Source organism: Pseudonocardia sp. DSM 110487, from assembly GCF_019468565.1.
Taxonomy (GTDB): Bacteria; Actinomycetota; Actinomycetes; order Mycobacteriales; family Pseudonocardiaceae; genus Pseudonocardia.
In genome coordinates, this window is record NZ_CP080521.1 from 3,879,601 (window position 1) to 3,903,907 (window position 24,307).

The window sequence follows — 24,307 nt, forward strand, 5'->3', positions numbered from 1 at the left end:
TCCTACTCGGGGGCGGAACCGGGCCCGGTGGTAGGTGCGGCCGGATCGAACCACGCGCTGTTGCCGTTGGACGGGAACGCGGGGCTCGACGCGCGCAGCTCCGTGACCAGGTGGGACTGCGGCACGCGACGTTGCAGGGTGCGCACCTCCGGTTCGGCGCCCTCGACTCCCACCGGCTCGGAACGCTGCGCCGGAACCACTGCGTTGGCGGCGAGGGTCTCGGGCGCCACCCACATGTTGGGCACTGTGTCATTGGCCCCGAGCCGAACCTGATGATCACCACGTCGACCCGGCTCGTACTCGAACAGGTCCGCAGGCAATGCGATCACCGCGGTGATGCCCGAGCCGGGGGTCGGGGAGAGCGAGACCCGGATGCCGTGGCGGGCGCCGAGCCGGGCGACGACATGGAAGCCGAGACGCTGCGCGACGGCCAGGTCGATGTCGGGGGCCTCGGCCAGGATGAAGTTGGCAGTCGCGAGGTCCTCTGCGGTCATCCCGATACCCCAGTCCTCGATGATGAGCAGCAGGCCGCCGGCTCGGCTCTGGTCGCGCAGCAAGCTGATTCGCACCCGACTGTCAGGTGGAGAGAAGCGCACCGCGTTCTCGGTGAGCTCTGCGATCAGGTGCGTAGTGTCGGTGACGCTGTGGCCGGCGATGGCCGGGCGGTCGTCGACGAGCACCGACACCCGCTCGAGGTCCTCGGTCTCGGCGATGGCGGCGCGCACGACATCGTGAAGTGGCACGGGCTCCCGCCAGACCCGCGCAGGCTGCTCGCCGGACAGCACCAGCAGGCTCTCGGCGTTGCGCTGCACCCGCGTGGCCAGGTGGTCGAGCGTGAACAGCTCGGCGAGCGCGTCTGGATCCTGCTCCGACTCCTCGAGCTGGTTGATGATCTCCAGCTGCCGGTAGAGCATGCTCTGGTTGCGCCGGGCCAGGTTCACCAGCAGGTCGGAGGCGAACTGCCGCCGGTAGATCTCGGATTGGGCGAGCTGCTGCTGGAGGGCGTCCTTCTCCCGTTGCGAGTCCTCGGTGATGCGCCAGAACAGGGCCATCCCCACGCAGGCGAGGAGCACCGCGACCCCGTGGATCAGGGACCACAGCCAGGGGTTCGCCTGTGCCGACGCGTGGTTGAAGATCAGCGTCTGCTGCCAGGCCGACCCCACGCCGTGGCTCGCCACCGTGAAGAGCACGTTGAACAGGAACGGCACCCAGTCCTGGTACAGCGCGATGAAGCCGATGATGACGAAGAAGTGGAAATGGGCCTCGATCGTGCCGCCGGTCAGCACGACCAGCGCCGCCGAGCTGTAGACGAGCCCACCGCTGACGAACAGCGAGGCCGCCCGCCGGTGCTGGCCCAGCAGCCAGCCGAGCAGCAGGCACGCGGCCGGGACCGCCACCGCGAGCAGCACGACGACCGGCGGCGCGCGGAGTACCAGGCCGAACAGGCCGAGCCCGAACTCGTGCCCGACGAGCACGTACAGCAGGAGCCGGTGCCGTCGTTGCCAGTCGGGCTCGGCCAGGTGGTAGCCGTGGGGCAAGAGAGCGACGAGGGAACCACGGATCGAGCGACGCATGCGCGTCCTCCACAGTGGAGCGACAGGGCACGCCGAAGCGCAGAGCAGGACAGAACGGCGAGCCGAAGTGTGCTGGCATTTGTCGAATTGCGGGGGGAGCTGCGATCGACCGGTGACAGACGCTAGCGCGTGCGGCAGCAGCAGGCCATGCTTCATGCATTCAGCAAGCTGGCATTCGTCCGCTTGCCAGAAATGGTCACGGCAAGTGCCGGGAAAACGCTGCCCGTTGAGCCGCACGGGTGAATTGGTCAGACCATCGCCGGCCCGGCTTCTCGACCTGCGCGATATACCGCCACCGTTGACTTCGGTGTCAGGGTGCTCGCACCACCAGGCACACATGAAAACGTTTCGGGTCAGCCCGAAATGTTCGTAGCGGTCGCTCATGGTCCAGTCAGTCGCGGCGTACCGATGGCGGCTTGAACGGGCTGTCGGTCTCCTGGTCTGGCCCGGCGGTTCGGAGTGCGCGTAGGTACTGGCGCAGGATCTGGACTCCGCCGGTGTAGCCACGGTCGAGCGGGCTCCGCCGCCGTCCGGTCTCGGCAGATGACCTCTACGCCGGGATGATCGTCAAGCCACGCGGTCAGGACCGACGTGCGGCGGGCGTGCCGCGACGCCAGCCCAGGTAGCGGCTCGGCGAAGGTCCACCGAGCACGCGCGCGCCCCGCCCTCCTTGAGAGTACGACCATAATTTAATTTCTGGAAGGCCTTGCCCCGTGACTGTCGACCTCGCTATGGTCGTACGAACGTAATCTCAACCATCGGGAGCCAGTCATGACAGCAACCCAGCAGGTCGCGCTCGTAACAGGCGCGACCTCAGGCATCGGCAAGGCGGCAGCGATCGCACTGGCCGCCGCGGGCTTCGAGGTGATCGGAACCGGCCGCAACACCGCACGAGCCACCCCGCCCGCCGGCGTGACCTACCTCGACCTCGACGTGACCAGCGACGAATCGGTCGCCTCAGCGGTCAAGCAGGTGATCGACCGGTTCGGGCGCATCGACGTCCTGGTCAACAACGCCGGCGTCGGCTCAACCGGCGCAGCCGAGGAGTTCTCGATCACCCAGACGCAGGATGTCTTCGACATCAACGTCTACGGCGTCATGCGGATGACCAAGGCGGTCCTGCCGCACATGCGGGCGCAACGGCAGGGACGCATCGTCAACGTCTCGTCCCTCAGCGGGTTCGTGCCCAGCCCGTTCATGACCCTCTACGTCTCGACCAAGCACGCGGTCGAGGGCTACTCCCAGTCGCTGGATCACGAGGTCCGCGAGCACGGCGTCCGGGTCCTGCTCGTCGAGCCCGGCCCGATCAACACCCCGTTCGCGGGCCACAGCGTGGAGGCCGACACCCCCATGCCGCTCTACGCGGCGGGACGGCGCAACTACGACGAGGTGCTGGCGAAGAACCTCACCAGCGGCGACGACCCCGCCGTCGTCGCCAAGGTGATCGTCGCGGCGGCCACCGACCGCAACCCGAAACTACGGCGCACCGCCGGCACGACCGCCCGGACCATCAACGCGGTGCACCGCGTCGCCCCGGCCAGGATCTTCGACCGCGTCATCCGCAGGTTCAACCGGATGCCCAACTGACGCGTGATGTCCTGGCCAAGGCGGTATCGGGATCGTCAGTCCCGGCGGAGATGAACGAACGCATGGTGCGGTACACGAAAGAACACAAGCAGGAGACAAGGCAGCGGATCATCGCGACGGCCGGCCGACGGCTCAAGCGGGACGGCATCGACGGCTCCGGAGTCGCGACGCTCATGAAGGACGCGGGCCTGACCAACGGCGCCTTCTACGCCCACTTCGCGTCCAAGGACAGCCTCGTCGTCACCGCGATCGCCAACGAACTGGACACACTGCACGCGAACATCGTCGAGCAGGCGGCCCCCGGCGCGGCCGGCCTCGAACAGATCGTGCGTTGGTACCTGTCGGCCGACCACCGGGACGATCCCGTCGACGGCTGCCCCAACGCCGCCTTGCTCGACGAGATCGCGCGCGGCGACGACGCAATCAGGCAGGCGTATACCCAGGGTGTGCTTGTCGTCATCGACGGCCTCGCCGCCCGCATGGCACCCGAGGATCCGCTCTCAGCTCGCGTGAAAGCGCTCAGCCTCCTCGGCCTGATGGCCGGGACGCTACAGCTCTCCCGCGCCTTGACCGACCGACAGCTCTCCGACGACCTCCTGGAGCAGGGACTCCGCAATGCCTTGGCCCTGGTGGACGCCGAGCTCAGACCCAAGACCGACACTTCCGCACACGAGCCGGCACATCCGGCTACGTCGCCCTCCCGTCAGGAAAACGATGACTGAGCAACCGTTCAACCCGCAGCTGCGGGCGGCGCGATTCCTTCCCCGCACCATCATCACCGCCCGAACGCTTCCCACTCTCCGGCTCCTCACGAAGCTCACCGGGAGCGCTCGGCGGCCGGATGCGCAGATCGTCTCCGTGGACACCGACGTGTCGGTACACGTCTTCCGGCCGGCTTCGGCCCGGCCTCGGACGCCGGCGCTGCTGTGGATCCACGGCGGCGGAATGGTGCTCGGCGACGCGGCGCAGGACAGCCGGTTCTGCCGCCGGGTCGCCGAGCAGCTCGACATCGTCGTCGTCTCGGTGGAGTACCGGCTCGCACCCGAGCACCCGTTCCCGACGCCGCTGGAAGACTGCTATACCGCGCTGCGCTGGCTCGCCCGCCAGGCCGACGTCGACCCCGCCCGCATCGCCGTCGGCGGCGCCAGCGCCGGCGGAGGTCTGGCCGCCGCGTTGGCGCTGCTGGCGAAGGAACGTGGCGAGATCCGTCCGGTCCTGCAGCTGCTGTCCTACCCGATGTTGGACGACCGGACCACTATCCGCACCGACATCGACCCGCGGTCGCTACGCGTGTGGAGCCCGCACAGCAACCGGTTCGGCTGGCGCGCCTACGTCGGCCCCGCCACCGCGGACGGCAGCGTGCCCCCGCTGGCCGCGCCGGCCCGCTACGAGGACCTCTCCGGCCTTCCGCCCGCCTGGATCGGCGTCGGCACCAACGACCTGTTCCACGACGAGGACGTCACCTACGCCCGGCGGCTGCAGCAGGTCGGCGTCGACTGCACCCTGCACGTAGTGCCCGGCGCTTACCACAACTTCGACTCCATCGAACCGAAAACCGCCCTCTCCCGGGCCTTCGTCGAGGCCCAGACCACCGCACTGGACGAAGCACTCAACGGCGGCTGAACGGACGAACCGACGATCCGGCCGGTTCGTGGGCGAACGAGGAAGTCAGAACTCGAGCCCGACGGCACGGGCGCACGGTCACGATCAGTGGCCGGCAGCCTGATCTGCAGGCCGAGCTGGTCCGCGAGCATGCTGCCGGGAGCGGGAGTACCTCATGCGGGCGAGTTCGGCGTTGTTCCGAGCCTCGTTTCCGCCGAAGAAGACCGAGCCGGACCGATTGCCCCGCCACAGCTGTGGCCGCCAGCGCTGCACGGCCTCGTCGATCGGGAACTCCTGCCCGAGGGTGTCGCCGATGTGCACGATCCACCTCTGCTTCTCGCCGGGAGCGGTGCGGCTCCCGAGGCTCCAGGCCCCGTACAACTCCGGATGGCGCGCCACGGCATCGGGGTTCGCTGGGTACAGCTCCAGCCAGATCGGTACCGAGACGGCAGCGTCGGCCCCGACTGTGGCGCGCAGGCGCGCCCCGCGCCGCTTGCTGCGGAGTGCGACCTCGTTCGTCATGACGCCCACCCCGGAGAGCTCGGTCCAGGCCAGACGCACGAGGGCGCGGCCACGTCGCGGCAGCACCCGGATCCCCTCGTGGTCCACCACCAGCCTCGTGGGTGCCCGCCGGCGGACGACCACCGCCAAGGCGACAACGAGCACGACCACCAGGCCACCGGCGCCGGCCATCAGCCGGACAGCCATCTCCTCCGGCCCGGCGACGAACGAGGCCAGACATCCCGCAGCGAACAGCAGGGCGAGCGCGACGCTGATCCACCGCATGACGAGGCCGGAGCCGGTGCGGGAGGTGAGGTCGATCTCGTTGGACGCCACGCCACGGTGAAGCCCCTGAGTGGTCCTACCGATGCCGGCCATGTCTCTCCTTCTGCGGGTGAGCGGTTGCCGCCGCGCCATACGGGTGTCTGCGCCGTGGGAGGGAGGCTCGCAGCCGACCCGGCCGCCGGTGAAGGAAGAGTTCTTCCGCATGGAGCACGCCTCACAGTCACGCGAACGCCGATCGACGAGTCCCTGCCACAGAGGCGCCGTCGAGGCGATGCGACCGCGAGGAATCCGAAAGTCTCGTCGATAGGCTTGGTTGCAGGGACGACCGGGGGGTTGCGATGGCTGCTGGACGCGTGCTCGAACGACGACGTGGGCGACACCGGGCGGGGATCGCGTTCCTCGCGCTGATCGCCGTCCTGCTCGGCGGGTGCGCCGGCGGCAACCCATTGCAGACGGCGATCGCCATGTCGGGACGCCTCGCTGAGGACGGCTTCCGCGACACCAACGTCAACCTGAATTCGACCAACGGCCGCGACATCGTTGTCGTGTCGGCCTCGGGGCACGATTCGCTCAGCGGGGGGCCCGCCTTCATCAGGGCGGGCGAGCTCGTGTGGACCCAGCTCCCGCTGCGGTTCGACGAGATGCGGATCGAGATCGGGAACGACGCGACCGAGGCCAGTCGGCAGCAGCTCGAGACGTCGTTCGGCCCGCGCGATCCGGCGATGGACGAGCAGACCATCGGCGGTGCGATCGGAGGCGCCTTCGCCACCATCGGCATCATCGCACTGGTCGTGATACTGGTCGTGATCACGGCGGCGGTGCTGCTCACGCTGTGGCTCGTGCGCCGTTCGGGGCGGCGCCGGGCGGCGGCCCCGCCGTGGCCGCCCGGCCCGCCCTACGGCGGTCCGCCGCCGTGGCAGCCGGGCCCGCCGCCCGGCTACGGTCCGCCGCCTGCGGGTCCGGCCGGCCCGCCGCCGCGCTGAGCGGGCAACGCCGGGGAACAGCCCGCCGTGGACGCAGCACCGGCGGCGCAGATGCCGGGGCCGTCATGTTGAGCGACAAGCGATCTTATGACAGGTCAACTGGAGCGCGGGCCGCACGGGGGGAGAGGTGCGTCCTACGACTGCATTGACCGACTTGGGTGGAGCAAATGTGGAGCACCGCATTGCGCCGAGCGGGTCCGAACGACGAAGGGGTGCGTCGTACTGCACCGCGCCAAGCGGGAGATTCTCTGTTTCCGAAGGCCGGTGCGATCCGTTGACCGTACTGGGGGTCGCGGGTTCAAATCCTGTCGTCCCGACGGCACGGGCAAGGCTCGGTGAGTTGATGTTCTCGCAGCTCACCAGGCCTTGTCTGGCCGGACATGATCTTGTGCGTGATCTGCACCGCATCTCGTTCAGGACCCATCTGGGACTCGCGAAGATGTAGCGACAGGACAGCTGCCGCTTCGGTGACCGACTGCCGGCCCGGGTGCAGGCAGCGGACGCCATTTCGTGCGGTGCGGATCTGATTCGAGTTCTTCGCCTGGAGCAGGATCAGCGAGAGAGCGAAAACAGGGGAACGATGTTGGAGCTCGAGCCCATCCACGCGCCCGCAAGGGCCGCCGCTCGCCCGTTCGCCGTTGCCTCCACGGTTCTGCTGACCGGGCTGCTGCCGCGCCCGACCTCCTACCGCAGGATCATGGAGATCAGCCGGTGAGGTGCCGGCCCACGGTTCGTTGTCTGATGAGTTCGCCTGGCTCCGGGCTCGGCCCGGTCCGTCGTCGCCCCGGGTCTCGAAGGTGTTGCCTACGGGTAACTTTTGCACGGTCTCGAGATCGCCCGGCCTGACGCCCTGCCATCGGCGTGATCCGGTGCGAATGACGACGGGCTCCACGTCTGAACCGGTGCAAGGTTCTACGACTTGTCGACCCTACGTTCGATCGCTGTCAGATCCGCGAATGAAACGCTTTACGCAATGCTGCGTTGAAATGCCAAGGGCCGGGCTGTCGGCGACGGGACCTCTTCGCTATTGTGATCCACGCTATGAAGCAGACAACGAAGTTGTCGTGCCAGCTCTTCCTGCTCCTCCACGACCCGTTCACGGGGAAGGGGGAGGTCAGCCAGGAGCTGTTGGAGTGCGGGGTATCCGCTGCCGAACTCGCCGACCTCGTCATCGGTCGACGGATCGGGATCATCGACGACCACGTGGTGATGGCGGACCCGGTCCAGGCCGGGCCTACCGACCGGGTCGGTGACTACGTCCTCGGATGTGTTGCCGATCAACAGAAGTCCTACACCGTGCGCACGTGGGTGGGTTCCCTGGGCGAGGCCGTCACCGACCTCGTCGTGCGGGAGCTCGTCGACGAGGGAGTGGTGCGGCACCAGCGGGGGTCGCTGGGACTGCGCGGTCGCAAGCCGGACCGATTCCCGGCGATGGATCTGTTGCGGGCCAGCAGCTCGCGCAACCGGGTGCGGCACATGCTCACCCATCCTGCCGAGTTCGACTTGGCCGGCGCGACCGTCGCGTCGATGGTCGGCGCATTGGGCGCCGAGCGGGTTTTCGAGGTCCACGATGCGCGAGACGTGCTCAAAGAGTTGAACACCTACCTGCCGCCGGCGCTGCAGGCGGTGGTGGCCGGATTGGCAGCGGCGGTCGCCGCCGCATCGGTGGCGTTGGGCGGCCGGTGAGTGACCACAGATGACATCCGCCGGCGGCGGTCTCGATGGAGGCCGGTTCAAAGGTTCGGCCTTTCTCGCCCAGAGTGCTGCCCTCCACCAGGCCCTCGGCGGGGCTCCGCAACACAGCTCGGCCGTCCGCTGGCTGGAGCTGGCGGAACGCAACGCCGCCGGGGTTGATCTCGTTCATCAGGATCGGGCGGACGAGGCCGTCGAGGCCTTCCACGATGTGGTCGCCGACTGCGCGGGAGTGCTCGGGCCACAGCACCCGGACACGCTCGTCGCCGCCGGGAACATGGCGGTCGCCCACGCGTGCGCCGGCCGGCTGGCGGCAGCGCTGGGCATGCTCGAGGTGAATCTCGCCGCTCGGGTCGCGGTGTTCGGGGACGGGCATCCGCGCACGCTGGACGCGCGGGACGCGCTGGGCACCGTGCTGCGGCTCTCCGGACGCACGGCCGACGCGGTGGCCGTGCACTCGCGGGTCGCGCACCAGCGGGCTCTCGCCCTCGGCCCCAGCCACCCCGACACCCTCGTGTCCCGCCTGGGGCTGGCTCTCGACGGCGCGGAAGCGGGCGACCTCGGCCCGGCCTCCGCGGCGCTGGACCAGCTCCTCCACGACGCCGAAGCGATCTTCGGGCCTCGTGACTACCTGACCACGGTCGTCCGGGCGGCGGCCGCGGACATCGCCCTCGCACTCGGCCGGGTCGACCATGCCGTGACTCAGCTGCAGCTGGCCTACTCGGCTACGGAGTCGGTACGCGGGCCGGCCCACCCCGACACCGTGGCCCTGCAGGCGGAACTCGCCGACGCGGTGGCCATCCAGTCGGCCTCCCGGCCCGGCCCGTAGCCGGCCGGCCGGGGTCGCATCTCGAGGTCACATCTCGTCGAGGGCCATCAGCGACTCGGGAAGGACCTGGCCGCCGTCGACGACGAGGCACTGACCGGTGATGTACGCGGCCTCCTCCGTCGCGAAGAACAGAGCGGCGTTTCCGATGTCGGCCGGCGTGCCCAGCCTGCGCTGGGGGATCGATCGGGCCATCTGGTCGAGGTAGTCCTGCCCGAGGTCCTCGAGCCCCTCCGTGACGATGTTGCCCGGCAGCACGGCGTTGATGGTGACGCCTCGCAGGGCCAGTTCCATGGCCGCCGTGCGGATGAACCCGAGCTGGCCGGCCTTGCTGGCGCCGTAGTGGGACCAGCCGGGGTAGCCCGTGATCGGCCCGGTGATCGAGGACGTGACCACGATCCGGCCCCGGCCCGACTCGGTCAGCGCGGGCAGGCAGGCCTGGACCGCGAACACCGTGCCCTTGAGGTTGGTGGCCAGCACCTCGTCCAGATCCGCCGGCTTCATGTCCTCCAGCCGGGCGGAGGGAAAGACGCCCGCGTTGGCGCACAGCACGTCGATGCCGCCGTGCCGGGCGAGCGCGGTGCGCGCCATCTCGTCGCACTGCTCGCGGTCCCGGACGTCGCACACCACGGCCGACGCCTCGCCCCCTGCCTTCGTCAACTCCGCGACGGTCGAGGCGAGCGCGTCCTCGTCGCGGCCCACGACCAGTACCCGGGCGCCGGCTGCGGCGAACACGCCCGCGATGCCGCGGCCGATGCCCCGGCTCGCTCCGGTGACGACGACCGAACGGCCGGCGATCGAGGTGAACATCAAGCATCAACTCCGTCGAAGGTTCGTCTGGGTGTGGTCGTGGGGTTGTCCGGGTGCACGAGTGGCCGGGCGTAGCGACTGCCCGGCCGACTGCAGGTAGCGCCGCGCGAGCATGCAGGAGTCCGCGGTGTAGCCCGGCCCGATCTCCCGGCACTCGCGGGAGTGCGCGTGCGAACCCATCCAGGCCACCAGCATCAGCCTGCGCATCATCACGAAGGTGGCGAGCATCTGCTCGTCGGCCGGGTCGAGCGGCTCCACCGTGCGGTAGCCGCGCAGCCAGGCGGCCTGCCACTCGGGCAGTCGAGGGTCGTGTTCGACGAAGCTGACAGCGGCCGCGAAGTCGTACAGGAACCAGGAGAAGCCGCAGTCGTCGAAGTCGATCACGTGCAGCCGGTCACCGTCGACGAGCAGGTTCGCCGCTCGCAGATCGGCGTGGATCAAGCCGAAGCGATCCGGGGATGTCCCGTAGTCGGCGAGCCGGTCGCGCACCAACTCGGCGGCCGGAGCGAGTACGGCCCGCTCGGCATCGCCGACGCCGATGCCGTCCTGCCAGCGCCCCCACCTTGCGCTCGCGCCCAGTGAGTTCGGCCAGTCCCATGAGAACCTCGAGAAGCCGGCCGGACGGCGCCACGCGCGCGAGTGGCGGTGCAGCCGAGCCGTGATGGCGCCGAGCGCAGCGAAGATCTCCGCGCCGAGCAGCGTCCCATCCGGTTCGACGCCTGGGACGACCGTGAACAGCACGGCGTGTCGGGCGGTGCCATCAACCTCGACCGTGACCACGCGGTCGTCGTCCCGCGTGAGCACCACCGACGGTGTCGAGATGCCGGCGTCCGTGCCGAGAGCGCCCATCCAGTCCAACTCGGACTCGATCGCTGCCCGGTCGTGGTACTCGGCCCGGTGCACCCGCAGGATGCCGCTGCGACCCGTCCCGGGATCGTCGATCCGGTACGTCGCGTTCTCCGAGAGGTTGATCAGTCGCATGGTCCGCTGTGCGGACAGCCCGTATCTGCCGAGCGCGGCCTCGGCGACCCGGTCGTCGCCCCGGGCGGCCGCCTCGTCTTCGATCGCGTTGTCTTCGATCGCGTTGTCTTCGATCGCGTTGTCTTCGATCGCGTTGTCTTCGATCGCGTTGTCTTCGATCGCGTTGTCCTCGGTCACTGCACGCCCTCCCGTGCATTGGATGCAACCGGGTACGGCGGGACGGGACCGCGCTCGGCCACCCGGGTTTCCGTCGTGGTGAGGTGTGCGATCAGCTCGGGCCGTGTGCCGGTCGACGTGACGCTTGTCCAGCGCAGCAGCTCCTCGGGCCGAATCCCGGGCGACGGCAGGCCGGCGACGGTCATGCCGGCCGCGACGGCCCCGGCGAGCCCGGCGTCCCCGTCGGGGCCCGCGGTCGTGCCGGCGTTCACCACGACGCGGCCAACCGGGACCTCGGTGCAGAACCGCGCGATCACGGCCGGATCGGTCGAGTGCACGGCTGCGGCGAGCCCGGGGCCGGCGCGCACCACGGATCGGGCCGCTGCCACGCCCCGCATGACGTCGGGCACCCGCACCATGCCGAGCACCGGCGCGCACGTCCCGCGCACGAGCGTTTCCTCGGGGACGACGAGATCGAACGGCGCGACGAGGACGCGGGTCGCGGGGTCGACGCGGATTCCGGCGCGGTGGGCGATCCATACGGCGTCCCGCCCGGCGGCTTCCGCGGCGAGCGCCCCGTCCGGGAACAGGTACCGGCGGAGCTGCCCGGCCGCCGCGCCGTCGAGCACCGCGGCACCGTGGCGGCCGAGTTCGGCCGTGACGGGCTCGGCGACCCCATCCGTGACGACCAGCACCGACTCGGTGCCGCCGACCAGTGCGTTGTCGAACGACACGCTCTCCACGAGCTGCGCGGCCACCGCCGCGGGGTCGACCGCCGCGTCGACGAGGACCGGCACGCCGCCTGCGGCCGGGGCGGTACCGGGGGATGTCACGACGAGGTCGAGGCGTCCATCGATCAGGAGGTCGGCGGTGGGCGGCGCGCTCTGCTCGACGAGGCACTGGATCACGCCGTCCGGGGCGCCGGCCGCGACCGCCGACGTCGCCAGCATGCGGACGCCCTCGGCGCAGCTGGGCTCCCCGGCCGGGCACCGGATGACGATCGCATTGCGGGTCATCAGCGCGAACAACGTCGCGACGCAGCCATGGGCGAACGCGAGGTGGGCGGGCAGGAGCGACAACACGACCCCCACCGGCCGGGGAACCTCGACGCGTGCCCCCGACGGATCCATGCGCGGGCTCAGGAGATCCGCCTCGCGGAGCTCATTCGCGGCGTTCGCGCAGGCCGTATGGGTCCGGGTCCGGTCGGTCACGACCCCGCGACCCGATTCCGCCACCGCTGCCTCGGCGAGCCGGCGGGCGTTCGTCTGCGCCGCGGCGGCCACGGCGGACACGATGCGCGCGACATCGGTGGCGGGGTAGCGCTGGTAGGCCCGGGCCGCCCAGCGTGCATGGCCGAGCACGTGCTCGATGGTCGACACCTGCCCCGTCACGCGGTGCCCTGTCCCACGGGTGCGGCGCGGCGTGCGGCGCGGGACACCCCAACGGCCACCCGGTCCAGGAGCTCCTCGACCAGGTCAGGGGTCATCAGGATGCCGGGCTTGAACTGGAGCACCCGCGGATCGAGGGAGGAGAAGATCGCCCACACGCCCACCTCGTAGAGCTCGCGCATGACGTGCTTGGCGCCCTCGGGATGGTCGAACTCCAGGCCCAGCACGACCCCGTCCTGGCGGATGCCGGTGAACCAGCCCGGGTGGTCGTCGCGGATCGCCCGCAGTCCGGTGCCGACGGCGTCGGCGATGTAGTGCACCGTCGAGCGCACCTCGGGTCGCAGCGTGATCTCCAGTGTCGCGAGCGCGGCGATGCAGCCCAGCTCGGCACCGCCGAAGGTGGACATGTGCCCGAACCCGTCTTCGCGTAGCCACGCCCCCGCTCGCTCGCTCAGCAGCACCGCCGCGATCGGGTACACGCCCCCCGACAAGCCCTTGCCGGTGACCAGGATGTCGGGCTCGACACCGTGCTTCGTGATGCCCCACAGCTCCCCGGTGCGCATCAGGCCGGTCTGCACCTCGTCGGCGATGTACAGCGCGTCGTACCGCTCGCAGAGCGCCTTGACCCCCGCGAGATAGCCCGGCTCCGCGAGCGGGAAGCCGTAGGTGGCCCGGATCGTCTCCATCACCACCGCCGCGACGTCCCCGGGGCGCAACGCGTGCTCCATCGCCTCGAGGTCGTTGAACGGTACCTGCCGGAACTCCTCGGGGCGGTCGGCGAGGAACAGCTTGGAGAACCGCTCGTCGCCGGTCGCGACGGCGAGTCCGGTGTGGCCGTGGTAGGCCTTCATGACCGAGACGATCCCGCGCCTGCCCGTGGCGTGCCGGGCACTCTTCAGTGCGATGTCGACGGCCTCGCCACCGCCCGAGGCGTACGCGACCTTCGTCAGCGTCGCCGGGGCGCTGCGCACCAGCGCCTCCGCGAGCGCGGTGCGGGCGAGCGACGGGAAGTGGTGGTTGCCGATGTCGAAGCGACCCATCGCCGCGGTGACCGCGCCCATCACCTCCGGGTTGCGGTGACCGAGGTTGTAGGTCCCTCCGTTGAGGTGCACATCGATCAGCCGTCTGCCATCCATGTCCCAGAACAGATAACCCTCTCGGCGGTCGATCACCAGATCGATGCCGCTGCCGACCCAGAACGCCGTCTTGTCGGGATTCCAGTACTCCGCGGCACGTTCCAGCAGCTCAGCCTTGGAGCCGAACCGCACGAGATCGTCGACCTCCATCGCCCTCCCCGATGCGCCGGCGCCGGCGCAGATGCAGCCGGTGTCGATCCAGCCGCGGGCAGCCTGTCGGGAGTCCCCGCAAGTGTCAACCATGGCCAATGGAAAGCGTTTCAGCGGTGAAAAGCGTTTCAGTGGCCATTGCGTGCTCACGCCGTGAGCGGGCCACCTCAAATGAACGGCCCTGGCCCGAACGCGAGAAAAGTTAGGCCTTGTGGTCCACCCGAAGATCCGTGATCATGTGCTTCACTCGGCGCGCGTTCCTCAGTGGACATATCACACGAGAGTGGAGACCATGCCTGCAGCGAATTCCGGACCGGTGATTCGGAGCACGCACGCCGGAGTACAACGCTTGAAGCCGAACGCGATCGGTCTCGTGGCGGTTGTCTTCATGGCCGTCGCCACGGCGGCTCCGATCACCGCGATGGTGGGCAACGTGCCGATCGCGGTCGGCTTCGGCAACGGCGCCTACGCGCCGGCGGGCTACCTGGTTGCCACCATCGTCCTGAGCCTGTTCGCGCTGGGCTACTCGGCCATGGCCCGTCACATCACCGCGACGGGGGCGTTCTACGGGTTCATCTCCTACGGGCTCGGCCGCGTGATCGGCATGGGGGCCGGCGCGCTCACCACGCTCGCGTACGTGGTGTTCGAAGCCTCGCTGGTGGGGATCTTCTCGTTCTTCGCGAGCAGCTTCGCCTCCACCCACCTCGGCCTCGAGGTGTCCTGGATCTGGTTCGCCCTGCTCATGCTGTTGATCAACGCGCTGGCGACCTACTTCAAGATCAACATGGCGGCCGGCGTCCTCGGGGTCTTCCTCGTGGCCGAGATCGTCATGCTGGCTTTGCTGGTGCTGGGTGTGCTGTTCGCAGGCGGTGGTCCGGAGGGGTGGTCGCTGCAGTCGCTCAACCCGCTCAACGCCTTCCAGAACCTGGAGGGCACCGTGCCGGACCCGAACAACGCCGGTGCGGTCCTTGCCGTCGCCGGTTCCGCTGGGATCGGCTTGTTCTTCGCCTTCTGGTCGTGGGTCGGCTTCGAGTCCGCCGCCATGTACGGCGAGGAGTCGCGCAACCCGACGAAGCTCATCCCCCGCGCCACGATGCTGTCCGTCGTCGGCATCGGCATCTTCTACGTGATCGTGTCCTGGGCCGCGATCGTCGGCACCGGCCCGGACCGAGCGGTCGCGCTCGCCCAGGACAGCGCCACCGCGGGGCAGATCTTCTTCGGCCCTCTGCAGCAGAACGTGGGCAGCTGGGCCGCAGTCCCGTTCGAGTTCTTCCTGATGACCGGCTCGCTCGCGTGCGGCATGGCGTTCCACAACTGCGCCGCGCGCTACCTCTACGCCATCGGCCGCGAGGACCCCCTGCCCGGACTGGGCCGCACCCTCGGAGCTTCGCACCCCCGGCACGGCTCGCCCTACATCGCCGGTTTCGTCCAGTCGGGTATCGCAGCGATCATCGTGCTCTGGTTCTTCGCCACCGATCGGGATCCCTACGGGCAGCTGTACGCACTCATGGCCCTGCTCGGAACGACCGCAATCCTCGTCGTCCAGGCCCTCGCCGCTTTCGCGTGCATCGCCTACTTCCACTTCCACCGCAACCGCCCCGCCGACGCGCACTGGTTCACCACCTTCCTCGCTCCCCTGATCGGCGGAGTGGGCATGATCTACGTTATCTGGCTGCTCATCGTCAACCGCGACTTCGCGGCGGGCGCTGCCGCGAGCGACATCGTATTCGCGCTGTCCCCGTGGATCGTCGCCATCGTCGGAATCGGCGGCATCGCGTTCGCATTGGTGATGCGCAAGTACGTGCCCAGCAGGTACGAGATCATTGGTCGCGTCGTGCTCGATGTCCGGGAGCGGGACCAGACCTGAGATCTGCGGGTGGAGGCCTCCCCCGGTGTGTTCTCCTCGGCGGACGCCGTCAGGCTAGGTAGTCGTCGGCGGTGACGTGCTCGAGCCAGGTCGTGGTCGTGGCCGGGTCGTCGGCGTTGTCCAGCATCGCCAGGTGTTCCATGAAGGAGTCGGGGGCGGCGCCGTGCCAGTGCTCCTCGCCGGGCGGGCAGTAGACGGTCTGCCCGGCGTGCAGCTCGACCTTGTCGCCGCCGCGGGACTGCACCCAGGCGATTCCCTGGGTGACGTGCAGCGTCTGCCCCAGGGCGTGGGAGTGCCACGCGGTGCGGGCTCCGGGCGCGAATCGCACCTTCGCCACGGTCATGCGCTGGCCGTCGTCGCGGGGGGAGGCGATCGGGTCCAGCCAGACGTCGCCTGTGAACCGTTCGGGCGGGTTCTTGGTGGTCGGGGTGCCGGGGATGAGCTGCATGTCCGGTACTCGTCAGGCCTCTGGGATGTCGCGGCCGAAGGTCTCCCGGGTGATCTCCTTGGGGTCCGGGCCACCGCGCACGCCGGTGTCGAGGGCGTCGATCGCGCCCAGCTGGTCGGCGGTGAGCTCGAAGTCGAAGACGTCGAAGTTCTCCGCGATCCGCGGGGGCGTGACGGACTTCGGGATGGCCTGGCGCCCCTGCTGCAGGTGCCAGCGCAGCATCACCTGGGCGGGCGTTTTGCCGTGCGCCGCCGCGATCTCGCCGATGGTCGGGTCCTGCAGAGTGCTGCCGTGGGGGCCGCCGCGGTAGAAGGTGATGCCGCCGATCGGCGACCACGCCTGGGAGAGGATCCCGTGCTCGGAGTCCACCGCAAGGAGCTCGGACTGGCGGAAGTACGGGTGCACCTCGATCTGGTTGACCGCCGGCACCACGGACGTCTCCTCCAGGAGCCGCGCGAGGTGGTCGGGCATGAAGTTGCTGACCCCGATTGCGCGGACCTTGCCGTCGGCCAGGAGCGTCTCCAGCGCCTTGTACGCGTTGATCGTGAGGTCGAACTCGCCGGGTAGGGCCTGGTGCAGGATCAGCAGGTCGATCTGGTCGATTCCGAGCTTGCCCGCGCTCTTGTCGAAGGCGTGGAGCGTCTCGTCGTAGCCGTAGTCGCTGATCCAGATCTTCGTCTCGACGAAGATCTCGGAGCGATCGAGACCCGAGCGGCGGATGGCCTCGCCGACCTCTCGTTCGTTGAAGTACGCCGCGGCGGTGTCGATGTGGCGGTAGCCGGTGGCGAGCGCCGTCTCGACTGCCGCGACCGTCTCGTCCGGAGCCGTCTGGAAGACGCCGAACCCGAGGGCCGGCATCTCGACGCCGTTGTTCAGCGTGAATGCAGGAGTCGTCACGGCTCCGACGCTAGGTGCCGCCCGTGCCGGGTGGGAGTGCCTGCCGAGCCAGGTACTGCCAGTCCCTCCCACGGTGGGGTGACGCGCGCAGGTTCGTCAGGTCCGGTCGGCGGTCGCCGGTGTCACATCCATGAGCTCTCCGGTGGCGGCCCAGCTGGCGAGCATCTTGAGCGCGTCGGCGCTGGGGCTGCCCGGGGTGGCGGTGTAGACGTTGAGGAACAGGCCCGGCTCCGACGGCAGTTCCATCGACTCGAAGTTCAGGTCGAGCTCACCGACGACCGGGTGACGGAGCCGTTTCCGGCCACTCCGGTGGAACTGCACGTCGTGGGAGGCCCAGCGCTGCCGGAAGATCTCGCTTCGCGTCGAGAGCTCGCCGATCAGCGTGATCAGTTCCGGGTCGTTCGGGTTGCGGCCGGCCTCCAGGCGAAGCATCGCGGCGGCGTCGCTCGCAACCCGTTCCCAGTCGACGAAGAACTCGGGTGCCGCGGCGTCGAGATAGACGAACCGGGCTGTGTTCGCCGGCCGGCGGGGGTCGGCGAGGACGGGCGCATAGAGGGCGCGGGCGAACCGGTTCATCGCCATGATGTCGTGGCGGCCGTTGCGCACCCATGCGGGCGCGTCGGTGATGGCGTCGAGTACCTGCTGGATGGCGGGGCGCACGGTGGTCGGGGTCGTCCGGCGCCGACGAGGGCTCGTGCCGGCGGTGCGCGCGAGCGTGAAGAGATGCTCGCGCTCGGCCTCGTCGAGCTGCAGCGCGTGGGCCAGCGCGTCCAGCACGCTCTCGGAGGCGCCGGAGAGGTTTCCCCGTTCCATCCGGACGTAGTAGTCGACGGAGACGCCGGCGAGCATGGCGACCTCTTCGCGGCGCAGCCCCTCGACGCGGCGGTTGCCGCCGTACGCGGGCAGGCCGGCCTGCTCCGGGGTGATGCGCGCTCGTCGCGAGCTGAGGAACTCGCGAACCTCGGCGCGGTGGTCGATCTGGCCCATGTACGCAGGGTAAGTGCGCCGTCGCGACCGAGGGAGGCACTGCCGTTACCCGGAACGGGCGGGACTCCCGCGGCGGCCCGGAGGGCCGTTGACTGGAACCATGATGAGCACCAACGGCTGGACCACCGACGAGCTCCGTCGGATCGGCGGTGCGACCGAGCTTCAGGTCGCGTCGTACCGGCCGGACGGCACGCTGCGCCCGTACGTCACGATCTGGACCGTCGCTACCGGAGACCGGGTCTACGTTCGGTCCGCGTATGGCGCGGACAACCCGTGGTTCCGCCGGGCACTTGCCAGCGGCCGTGGCCGCATCCGGGCGGGCGGGGTCGAGCGTGACGTCGAGTTCATCCGCCCGGACGCGGGCGACCCGGTGCACGGGGATGTCGATGTGGCCTATCACGCCAAGTACGACCGGTACGGCCCGGCCATTGTCGGCTCCGTCACCGGTGACATCGCCTCCCACACCACGCTGCGGCTGGACCCGCGTGACTGACCGTCCGGATCGGCGCGGGTTCCTCCGTGCCGGAGCTGCCACCGCGATGGGCCTTGTGGGAGGCGGATGGCTGATTGGCTGCGGCGCCGAGACGCCTCCGGACGCGACCCCGGCGCCGCCGCCCACCTCACCGACCGGGGTTGCAGCGCGTGTCCTGCTCGCCTACTTCTCGCGCGCAGGCGAGAACTACCACTACGGCGGGCGGACGTACCTGGAGGTCGGCAACACCGTCACCTATGCCGTGAGCGGGCTGGGCCGGGCGGCGGAGGTGTACGCATGGGCCTGCTCCGGCGCGACCGTGGGGGAGGGGCTCGCCGTTCGCGGCGAAGAGGTGCGTCAGGCGGACGCCGCCGTATCGGCGTGGCTCCGGCGCGTCGGTCTCCTGGAGGAACAGTCGTCGAGCAACAGCTCCGCACCGGCGGAGGGGCGGTGATCATCGCGCTGTGGGGCGTGGGCTCGCCGCGAACGACAGCCGTGACCGACATTACTTAGGTGAGGCTTACCTTTCCGATACGGTGGCATCCGTGCTGACGACGGAACGGGGTGGGCAGGTGCGAACGCTGCGGGTGGCGGTCATCGGAGCGGGGCCCGCGGGGATCTACACGGCCGACACCTTGCTGAAGGCGGACCGGCCGGTCGAGGTCGACGTCTTCGAGCGGCTGCCGGCGCCGTTCGGGCTGGTCCGCTACGGGGTGGCACCGGACCATCCGCGCATCAAGCAGGTCGTTCACGCCCTCCACCGGGTGCTCGACCAGCCGGGGGTACGGCTGTTCGGCAACACCCGCTACGGCATCGACGTCACGCTCGCCGACCTGCGCGAGCACTACGACGCCGTCGTCGTGGCCACCGGCTGCGAGCGGGACCGCGACCTCGACATCCCAGGCATCGACCTGCCCGGCAGCCACGGTGCTGCCTCGTTCGTCTCCTGGTACGACGGGCATCCGGACGTGCCGCGGAGCTGGCCCCTGGATGCCGAACGGGTCGCCGTGATCGGGGCGGGCAACGTCGCGCTCGACGTGGCGCGGGTGCTCGCGAAGCACGTGGACGACATGATGGCCACGGAGATCCCGGACAACGTCGGGCAGGTGCTCGCCCGGAACCGCGCCACCGACGTGCACGTGTTCGCTCGCCGCGGGATCGCCCAGGCCCGCTTCACCCCGCTGGAGCTGCGTGAGCTCGATCATGTGCCGGGACTGGAAATCGTGGTCGATCCCGCCGACGTCGAGCTCGACGAGGCGTCTGTGGCGGCGGTGCGGTCGAACAAGCAGACGCAGATGGTGGTGCGGACACTGCAGGGCTGGGCCCTGCGGGACCGACGTGATCGGCCGCGCCGGCTGCACCTGCACTTCTTCCACCGCCCGGTCGCGGTGCTCGGCAGTGATCGCGTCACCGGAGTGCGTTTCGAGCGCACCGAGCTCGACGGCACCGGTGGCGTGCGTGGGACCGGCCTGTTCACCGAGCACCCGGTCGAGGCCCTCTACCGTGCTGTCGGCTACACCGGCAGCCATCTGGAAGGGCTCCCGTTCGACCACGATGGGGGTGTGCTCGTCCACGACGCGGGCCGTGTCCTCGGTCTCGACGGCTCGCTGATGTCGGGTGTGTACGCCGTCGGCTGGATCAAGCGCGGGCCGGTCGGCCTGATCGGGCACACGAAGGGCTGCGCGCTGGAGACGGTCGGCAGCCTGCTCGCCGACGTCGACGGGCTGGTGGCGGCGCCGCGTCGTGATCCGGCGGCGATCGAGGAGCTGCTCGAGGTCCGCGGAGTCGACTACACGACGTGGGACGGCTGGTTGCGGCTGGACAAGCACGAGCGGCAGGTGGGCGAGGAACGGGGCCGCGACCGGATGAAGGTCGTGCCTCGCGAGGAGATGGTGGCGATCTCCCGCGCGGGCTGAACGGCTTCGGTGCGGTAGGTCAGGCTGTGAGCTCCTCCCAGCGTGCTCGCCCGCTGGGACTACGTCATGCGCTTTCCAGATCGAGCCTGGTTGCTTCGCTTGTCCAAGGGCGACTCAGCCTCATTTGCGTCGTTGGAGAATTCCGATAGACGAACGCCTTTCCAGGCGCATGGTCGCCCTCCGTGCGTCGCCCAGTACTCGCCCCAGTGGGCGAGCTTCTTGCGGTCCCGCTCGAGGCCGCGCTCCCGCAGGCGCTGCTGAAGTGTCGCAGGGGAGGCGCGGATGCGGATCACCTCGACGTCGACGGGCGGCCAGTCGAAGCGCTCCGCGGCCGCGGTGATGAAGTTGGGATCGGAGAGGTACGGGCTGAACGGTGCGTCGATGACGACGGGGCGGCCGATGCGGAGGTTGGCCCCGGCGACGTCGAGGAGCGAGTCGTACTCGAGGGGCAGGATGCGTTCGCGGTAGAACGCGTTCGACTCGCGGTCGCCGGGGTCGTAGCCGGCCGCCAGCAGGGCGGCCTCGACGAAGCGGGCGCTCATCGCATCCTTGTCGAGGTAGGCGGCGGCGTACTCGCGGGCGAGGCGCTGGGCGATCGTCGATTTGCCGGAGCCGGCCGTGCCGATGACGATGCGGAGGGTCGGTTCGGTCATCGGCGCGCGTCCCGCACTGCTGCCAGAAAGTCGTGGGCAGCGGCGGTGACCCGGGCGAAGTCACCGTCGGGTTGCCACGCCTTGGTGACGGCGCTGCCCACGCCGACGCCGGCGACGCCGGCCGCGAACCACTCTGCGACGTTCCCCGTCGTCACGCCGCCCGCGGGCATGATCGGCAGGTGCGCCAGAGGCGCGAGCACGGCCTTTGCGTACGGGATGCCGGCGCCTTCCGTGGGGAACAGCTTGAGGATGTCCGCGCCCGCCTCGGCCGACTCGAGGAGCTCCGTCGGGGTGAACGCCCCGCTGATCGTGGGCACCTGGTAGCGGTTCGCGACGCGGATCATCTCGGGGTTCAGCTGAGGGCTGACCAGGAAACGCGCGCCGGCCCGGATGCACTCGTACGCGGCGTGGCCATCGAGCACGGTCCCCGCCCCCACCGCGACGCCATCCGACGCGTACCGCGCGTCCAGTCGCCGAACGAGATCGACGGCTCCCGGGATGGACAGCGTGATCTCGAGCGCGCGGAACCCGCCTTCGATCGCGGCGTGCGCGACGCGCTCGGCGATGTCGGCGTCCGGCAGCCGAACGATGAGGACGGCACCGGACTCTTCGATCGTGCGCAGCGTCGCGAGCTTCGTGAACATGCCTGCCCCCTCTGGGCCGAGAAAGACCTGCTTGACGGACTGTCGCATGCTCTCTAGGGTCGCTGCAACCGATCTCAGCAACCGATCTCAGCAATCGATCTCAGAGGGAGTGCGCAGTGGATCCTCACCTTCTCCAAGCGCGTCCCGAGGGTGCTGTGCGGTTCCCCCGACGGGTTGCCGACGCCCTGCTCACGGCCGACCGGGCCAGTGCGGCGGTGTCGGCGTGAGCCGCGCGCGCACTGTCGTTCTGGGCGCGTCGCACTGGCACGTCCCTCTGTACGCAGCGACGATCGCCGAGGTGCACAGTGTCGTCGGGATTTCGGACGACGACCCCGAACGGGTGCGCGACCTCGCCCAGCTGTGGGGCAGTCCGGTCGAAGCCGACTGGTGCCGGCTGCTGGACCTGCGGGACGTCGAGCTCGCGTACGTTTTCGGCCCGCACGACCGCATGGCCGAGATGTGCCGGGCACTGATCGAGCGGCGGATCCCGTTCGTCGTCGAGAAGCCGCTCGGTACCTCGCTCGACCAGCTACAGGGGGTGCGGCGCGCCGCAGAGGAGGCGCGTGTCCCGGCCACCGTGCCGCTGATACAGCGTGGCGGTCCCGCGGACACCTGGCTCGCGAAGGCGGGGCGACTGGTGTACCAGCGGCTCTCGTTCATCGCCGGTCCGCCGGAGCGCTACGACCGCAACGGCAACCCCTGGATGCTCGACCCCGAACGTACCGGCGGAGGCTGCCTCGCCAACCTGGGTCCGCACTTCGCTGACCTCTTCCTGCAGCGCAGCGCCCACACGAACGCCGACGTCGTCGCGAGGCTGTCGTCCACCCTGCACGCGAGAAGGATCGAGGACCACGCGACCCTCGTCCTGACCACAGCGGACGGTCGCGAGGCGATCATCGAGGTGGGATACGCGTTCCCGCACTCGGAGCTGAAGCGTTACTGCAGCTACTCGTCCGCGGGCGAGGCTGGATTCGCCTCCATCGACTCGGACGGATCGGCCACCTTCACGACGCTCGATGGCCACACCGAGAGAGCCGTCATCGACGTGGACAGCGACCCTCTCCATGATCCGTTCGTGCGGCAGGTCGCGCGCACACTCGGCGAGGGCTTCCGCGGGTTGCCCACGCTAGGTGAGCTGGAGGACGCCATGCGGATCATCTGGCGTGCCTACGAGGCCGATGAAGCAGGGGGACACCATGGCTGATCTCAGCATCGACGTCGTCGCGAAGGCAGCGGGCGTGCACCGTTCGACCGTCTCGCGCGCCTTCTCCCGGCCGGAGGCGGTCAAGGCGGAGACACGCGAGCACGTCCTGCGCGTCGCGGAGGAGCTCGGGTACACGATGAGCCCGCTCGCCCAGGCGCTGCGCCGGAAGACGAGCACGTTCGTCCCCCTGATCGTGCCGGACATCATCAACCCGTTCTACGCCGAGCTCGCCAAGACGATGACGCAGGCTGCGGGCGACCGCGGCTATCAGCTGGTGCTGTGCGTCACGAACGGCGACACGGTGCAGACCGCCGGCTACCTGACCGCGATGCAGTCGCTCTACGCGCCGTTCGGCATCGTCGCGCCGTCCACGCGGCTGGACATCGATTCGCTGACGCAGTTCGACTTCGGGCAGCGCGTGGTCGTCATCGACCGCGTGGACGAGCACGCGACCGTGCCGAGCGTCACCGTCGACAACCGCCGCGGCATCGAACTCGCCTTCGAACATCTGCGCTCGCTCGGCCACCGCAGGATCGGCTACGTCTCGGGTATCTCGGGCACGCACACCGCCCAAGACCGCATCGACGCGTACCGCGACCTGGTCGACGGTGACCCGATCGTCCTCGACAGCGGCGCCGACACCGAGGCGGGCGAGCGCGCGGCCGCACAGTTCGTCGCGATGACCGACCGGCCGACGGCGATCATCGCAGCGAAGGACATGGTCGCGTTCGGCCTGATCTCCGCGCTGGCGGTCCAGGGCATCCGCGTCCCGACGGACGTCTCGGTCGTCGGTTTCGACGGGCTCAGCCTGGGCGCGCGCTTCAACCCCGCCCTGAGCACGGTCCGCCAGCCGATCGCCGACATGGGCAGCATCGCGATCGACCTCGCCGAGAAGAAGGCAGCGGACGGATCGGTCGATCACGTCGTCCTGGAGCCGGAACTGCTGGTGCGGGCCTCCACCGCCGGGCCGAGCACATGATGGCGGGCACCGACAGCGAGCTGTCCCGGATCCCCGGCGTCCGGTACGCCGACCACGTCGCGTTCACCGTGCCCGACCTGGACGAGGCCGTCCGGTTCTTCGTCCAGGCGCTGGGGGCGGAGGAGCTGTACCGCTCCGCCCGAGGACCGGATGCGGAGTTCATGCCCGAGAACTTCGCCGTGCCGGAGGATGCGCGCCTCACGCTCGCGATGCTGCGCATGCCGCCCAACCTCAACGTCGAGCTGTTCGAGTGGAGCAGCTCCGACCGCCGCACCGAGCACCCGCGGCACAGCGACGCCGGCGGGCACCACGTGTGCTTCGTGGTGGACGACGTGGACGAGGCGGTCGCGGTGCTCCGCGACATCCCGGGCGTGCGCGTGCTCGGCGACCGCAAGGAGGTCGCAGGCGACAGCCCCCGCGTCGCGGGCAACCGATGGACCTACTTCCTCACGCCGTGGGGACTGCTCATGGAGATCGTCGACCGTTCGAGGGTGGCCGACCCGCCATCCCTGGTCGGCCCCGCCGACTGGCGCGCGGCGGCAGACGACGCCGCGGGAAAGGACCAGTGA

25 protein-coding genes are annotated in these 24,307 nt (G+C 69.7%); 14 read left to right on the forward strand and 11 right to left on the reverse strand.

From position 1 onward, the window contains the following. Window positions 1-2: 2 nt before the first annotated feature. Window positions 3-1,958: a sensor histidine kinase KdpD gene (locus tag K1T35_RS18110; RefSeq protein ID WP_220261301.1), complete on the reverse strand. Its 1,956-nt coding sequence runs from the start codon at window positions 1,956-1,958 to the stop codon at window positions 3-5. A gap of 387 nt (window positions 1,959-2,345) precedes the next feature. Here K1T35_RS18110 and K1T35_RS18115 point away from each other — a divergent pair, with 387 nt between their 5' ends. From K1T35_RS18115 to K1T35_RS18125, 3 genes are read left to right on the forward strand one after another with little or no spacing between them, the layout of a single operon-like run. Then, a complete protein-coding gene (locus K1T35_RS18115) occupies window positions 2,346-3,161 on the forward strand; it encodes an oxidoreductase (RefSeq protein WP_220261302.1) in 816 nt (271 codons plus the stop codon). 50 nt (window positions 3,162-3,211) lie between these two features. Continuing rightward, window positions 3,212-3,883 (forward strand): TetR/AcrR family transcriptional regulator, encoded by a 672-nt coding sequence (locus tag K1T35_RS18120; protein WP_255622131.1) that lies wholly within the window; start codon window positions 3,212-3,214, stop codon window positions 3,881-3,883. Further along, window positions 3,876-4,784 carry an alpha/beta hydrolase gene (locus K1T35_RS18125; RefSeq protein WP_220261303.1) on the forward strand — a complete coding sequence of 303 codons (909 nt, stop codon included), beginning with the start codon at window positions 3,876-3,878 and terminating at the stop codon, window positions 4,782-4,784. Before K1T35_RS18120 ends, K1T35_RS18125 begins: the two co-directional genes overlap by 8 nt. An 84-nt stretch (window positions 4,785-4,868) precedes the next feature. On the opposite strand, the gene K1T35_RS18130 is transcribed toward K1T35_RS18125, so the two are convergent. Further along, window positions 4,869-5,642, reverse strand: a complete 774-nt coding sequence (locus tag K1T35_RS18130; RefSeq protein ID WP_220261304.1) for a hypothetical protein — start codon at window positions 5,640-5,642, stop codon at window positions 4,869-4,871. A gap of 245 nt (window positions 5,643-5,887) precedes the next feature. On the opposite strand from K1T35_RS18130, the gene K1T35_RS18135 reads away from it, so the two are divergent. The 4 genes from K1T35_RS18135 (at window position 5,888) to K1T35_RS18145 (ending at window position 9,053) form a co-directional block, all read left to right on the forward strand. After that, on the forward strand, window positions 5,888-6,532 hold the full coding sequence (locus K1T35_RS18135; protein ID WP_220261305.1) for a hypothetical protein: 645 nt from the start codon (window positions 5,888-5,890) through the stop codon (window positions 6,530-6,532). Between the two features lie 580 nt (window positions 6,533-7,112). Next, window positions 7,113-7,247 carry a hypothetical protein gene (locus tag K1T35_RS48925; RefSeq protein ID WP_255622133.1) on the forward strand — a complete coding sequence of 45 codons (135 nt, stop codon included), beginning with the start codon at window positions 7,113-7,115 and terminating at the stop codon, window positions 7,245-7,247. A gap of 326 nt (window positions 7,248-7,573) precedes the next feature. Beyond that, window positions 7,574-8,218 carry a GPP34 family phosphoprotein gene (locus tag K1T35_RS18140; RefSeq protein WP_220261306.1) on the forward strand — a complete coding sequence of 215 codons (645 nt, stop codon included), beginning with the start codon at window positions 7,574-7,576 and terminating at the stop codon, window positions 8,216-8,218. Window positions 8,219-8,228: 10 nt separating this feature from the next. Next, the gene (locus K1T35_RS18145) at window positions 8,229-9,053 is read left to right on the forward strand and encodes a tetratricopeptide repeat protein (RefSeq protein ID WP_220261307.1); all 825 of its coding nucleotides are present in this window, start codon (window positions 8,229-8,231) and stop codon (window positions 9,051-9,053) included. A 27-nt stretch (window positions 9,054-9,080) separates the two neighbouring features. On the opposite strand, the gene fabG is transcribed toward K1T35_RS18145, so the two are convergent. From fabG to K1T35_RS18165, 4 genes are read right to left on the reverse strand one after another with little or no spacing between them, the layout of a single operon-like run. After that, a complete protein-coding gene (gene fabG, locus K1T35_RS18150; protein WP_220261308.1) occupies window positions 9,081-9,860 on the reverse strand; it encodes a 3-oxoacyl-ACP reductase FabG in 780 nt (259 codons plus the stop codon). Window positions 9,861-9,866: 6 nt separating this feature from the next. Then, window positions 9,867-11,018 (reverse strand): phosphotransferase enzyme family protein, encoded by a 1,152-nt coding sequence (locus tag K1T35_RS18155; RefSeq protein ID WP_220261309.1) that lies wholly within the window; start codon window positions 11,016-11,018, stop codon window positions 9,867-9,869. After that, a complete protein-coding gene (locus tag K1T35_RS18160; protein WP_220261310.1) occupies window positions 11,015-12,388 on the reverse strand; it encodes an aldehyde dehydrogenase family protein in 1,374 nt (457 codons plus the stop codon). Before K1T35_RS18160 ends, K1T35_RS18155 begins: the two co-directional genes overlap by 4 nt. Further along, on the reverse strand, window positions 12,385-13,671 hold the full coding sequence (locus tag K1T35_RS18165) for an aspartate aminotransferase family protein (protein WP_220261311.1): 1,287 nt from the start codon (window positions 13,669-13,671) through the stop codon (window positions 12,385-12,387). Before K1T35_RS18165 ends, K1T35_RS18160 begins: the two co-directional genes overlap by 4 nt. Before the next feature lie 349 nt (window positions 13,672-14,020). Here K1T35_RS18165 and K1T35_RS18170 point away from each other — a divergent pair, with 349 nt between their 5' ends. Further along, window positions 14,021-15,538: an APC family permease gene (locus K1T35_RS18170; RefSeq protein WP_220261312.1), complete on the forward strand. Its 1,518-nt coding sequence runs from the start codon at window positions 14,021-14,023 to the stop codon at window positions 15,536-15,538. 49 nt (window positions 15,539-15,587) lie between these two features. Here K1T35_RS18170 and K1T35_RS18175 read toward each other — a convergent pair whose 3' ends face one another. The 3 genes from K1T35_RS18175 to K1T35_RS18185 form a co-directional block, all read right to left on the reverse strand. Continuing rightward, window positions 15,588-15,986 carry a cupin domain-containing protein gene (locus K1T35_RS18175; protein ID WP_220261313.1) on the reverse strand — a complete coding sequence of 133 codons (399 nt, stop codon included), beginning with the start codon at window positions 15,984-15,986 and terminating at the stop codon, window positions 15,588-15,590. Window positions 15,987-15,998: 12 nt separating this feature from the next. Continuing rightward, entirely contained in the window at window positions 15,999-16,844 is an 846-nt protein-coding gene (locus K1T35_RS18180; RefSeq protein ID WP_220262683.1) for an aldo/keto reductase, read from the reverse strand. 135 nt (window positions 16,845-16,979) lie between these two features. Beyond that, window positions 16,980-17,870, reverse strand: coding sequence for a helix-turn-helix transcriptional regulator (locus K1T35_RS18185; protein WP_220261314.1), 891 nt, complete (start codon window positions 17,868-17,870; stop codon window positions 16,980-16,982). Window positions 17,871-17,970: 100 nt separating this feature from the next. On the opposite strand from K1T35_RS18185, the gene K1T35_RS18190 reads away from it, so the two are divergent. The 3 genes from K1T35_RS18190 (at window position 17,971) to K1T35_RS18200 (ending at window position 20,258) form a co-directional block, all read left to right on the forward strand. After that, window positions 17,971-18,363, forward strand: a complete 393-nt coding sequence (locus K1T35_RS18190) for a DUF2255 family protein (protein ID WP_220261315.1) — start codon at window positions 17,971-17,973, stop codon at window positions 18,361-18,363. Beyond that, window positions 18,356-18,796: a hypothetical protein gene (locus K1T35_RS18195; protein ID WP_255622136.1), complete on the forward strand. Its 441-nt coding sequence runs from the start codon at window positions 18,356-18,358 to the stop codon at window positions 18,794-18,796. Before K1T35_RS18190 ends, K1T35_RS18195 begins: the two co-directional genes overlap by 8 nt. A 142-nt stretch (window positions 18,797-18,938) precedes the next feature. After that, window positions 18,939-20,258: an FAD-dependent oxidoreductase gene (locus K1T35_RS18200; protein ID WP_220262685.1), complete on the forward strand. Its 1,320-nt coding sequence runs from the start codon at window positions 18,939-18,941 to the stop codon at window positions 20,256-20,258. Window positions 20,259-20,317: 59 nt separating this feature from the next. On the opposite strand, the gene K1T35_RS18205 is transcribed toward K1T35_RS18200, so the two are convergent. Both K1T35_RS18205 and K1T35_RS18210 read right to left on the reverse strand, forming a co-directional pair. Next, window positions 20,318-20,911, reverse strand: coding sequence for an AAA family ATPase (locus tag K1T35_RS18205; protein ID WP_220261316.1), 594 nt, complete (start codon window positions 20,909-20,911; stop codon window positions 20,318-20,320). Next, window positions 20,908-21,603, reverse strand: coding sequence for a bifunctional 4-hydroxy-2-oxoglutarate aldolase/2-dehydro-3-deoxy-phosphogluconate aldolase (locus tag K1T35_RS18210; RefSeq protein WP_220261317.1), 696 nt, complete (start codon window positions 21,601-21,603; stop codon window positions 20,908-20,910). Before K1T35_RS18210 ends, K1T35_RS18205 begins: the two co-directional genes overlap by 4 nt. Here K1T35_RS18210 and K1T35_RS18215 point away from each other — a divergent pair. The 3 genes from K1T35_RS18215 to K1T35_RS18225 are packed head-to-tail and all read left to right on the forward strand — an operon-like array spanning window position 21,602 to window position 24,307. Continuing rightward, window positions 21,602-22,759: a Gfo/Idh/MocA family protein gene (locus tag K1T35_RS18215; RefSeq protein WP_255622138.1), complete on the forward strand. Its 1,158-nt coding sequence runs from the start codon at window positions 21,602-21,604 to the stop codon at window positions 22,757-22,759. The genes K1T35_RS18210 and K1T35_RS18215 overlap by 2 nt on opposite strands. Beyond that, entirely contained in the window at window positions 22,752-23,738 is a 987-nt protein-coding gene (locus K1T35_RS18220; RefSeq protein WP_220261319.1) for a LacI family DNA-binding transcriptional regulator, read from the forward strand. Before K1T35_RS18215 ends, K1T35_RS18220 begins: the two co-directional genes overlap by 8 nt. Then, window positions 23,738-24,307: a VOC family protein gene (locus K1T35_RS18225; RefSeq protein WP_220261320.1), complete on the forward strand. Its 570-nt coding sequence runs from the start codon at window positions 23,738-23,740 to the stop codon at window positions 24,305-24,307. The genes K1T35_RS18220 and K1T35_RS18225 overlap by 1 nt, the downstream gene beginning before the upstream one ends.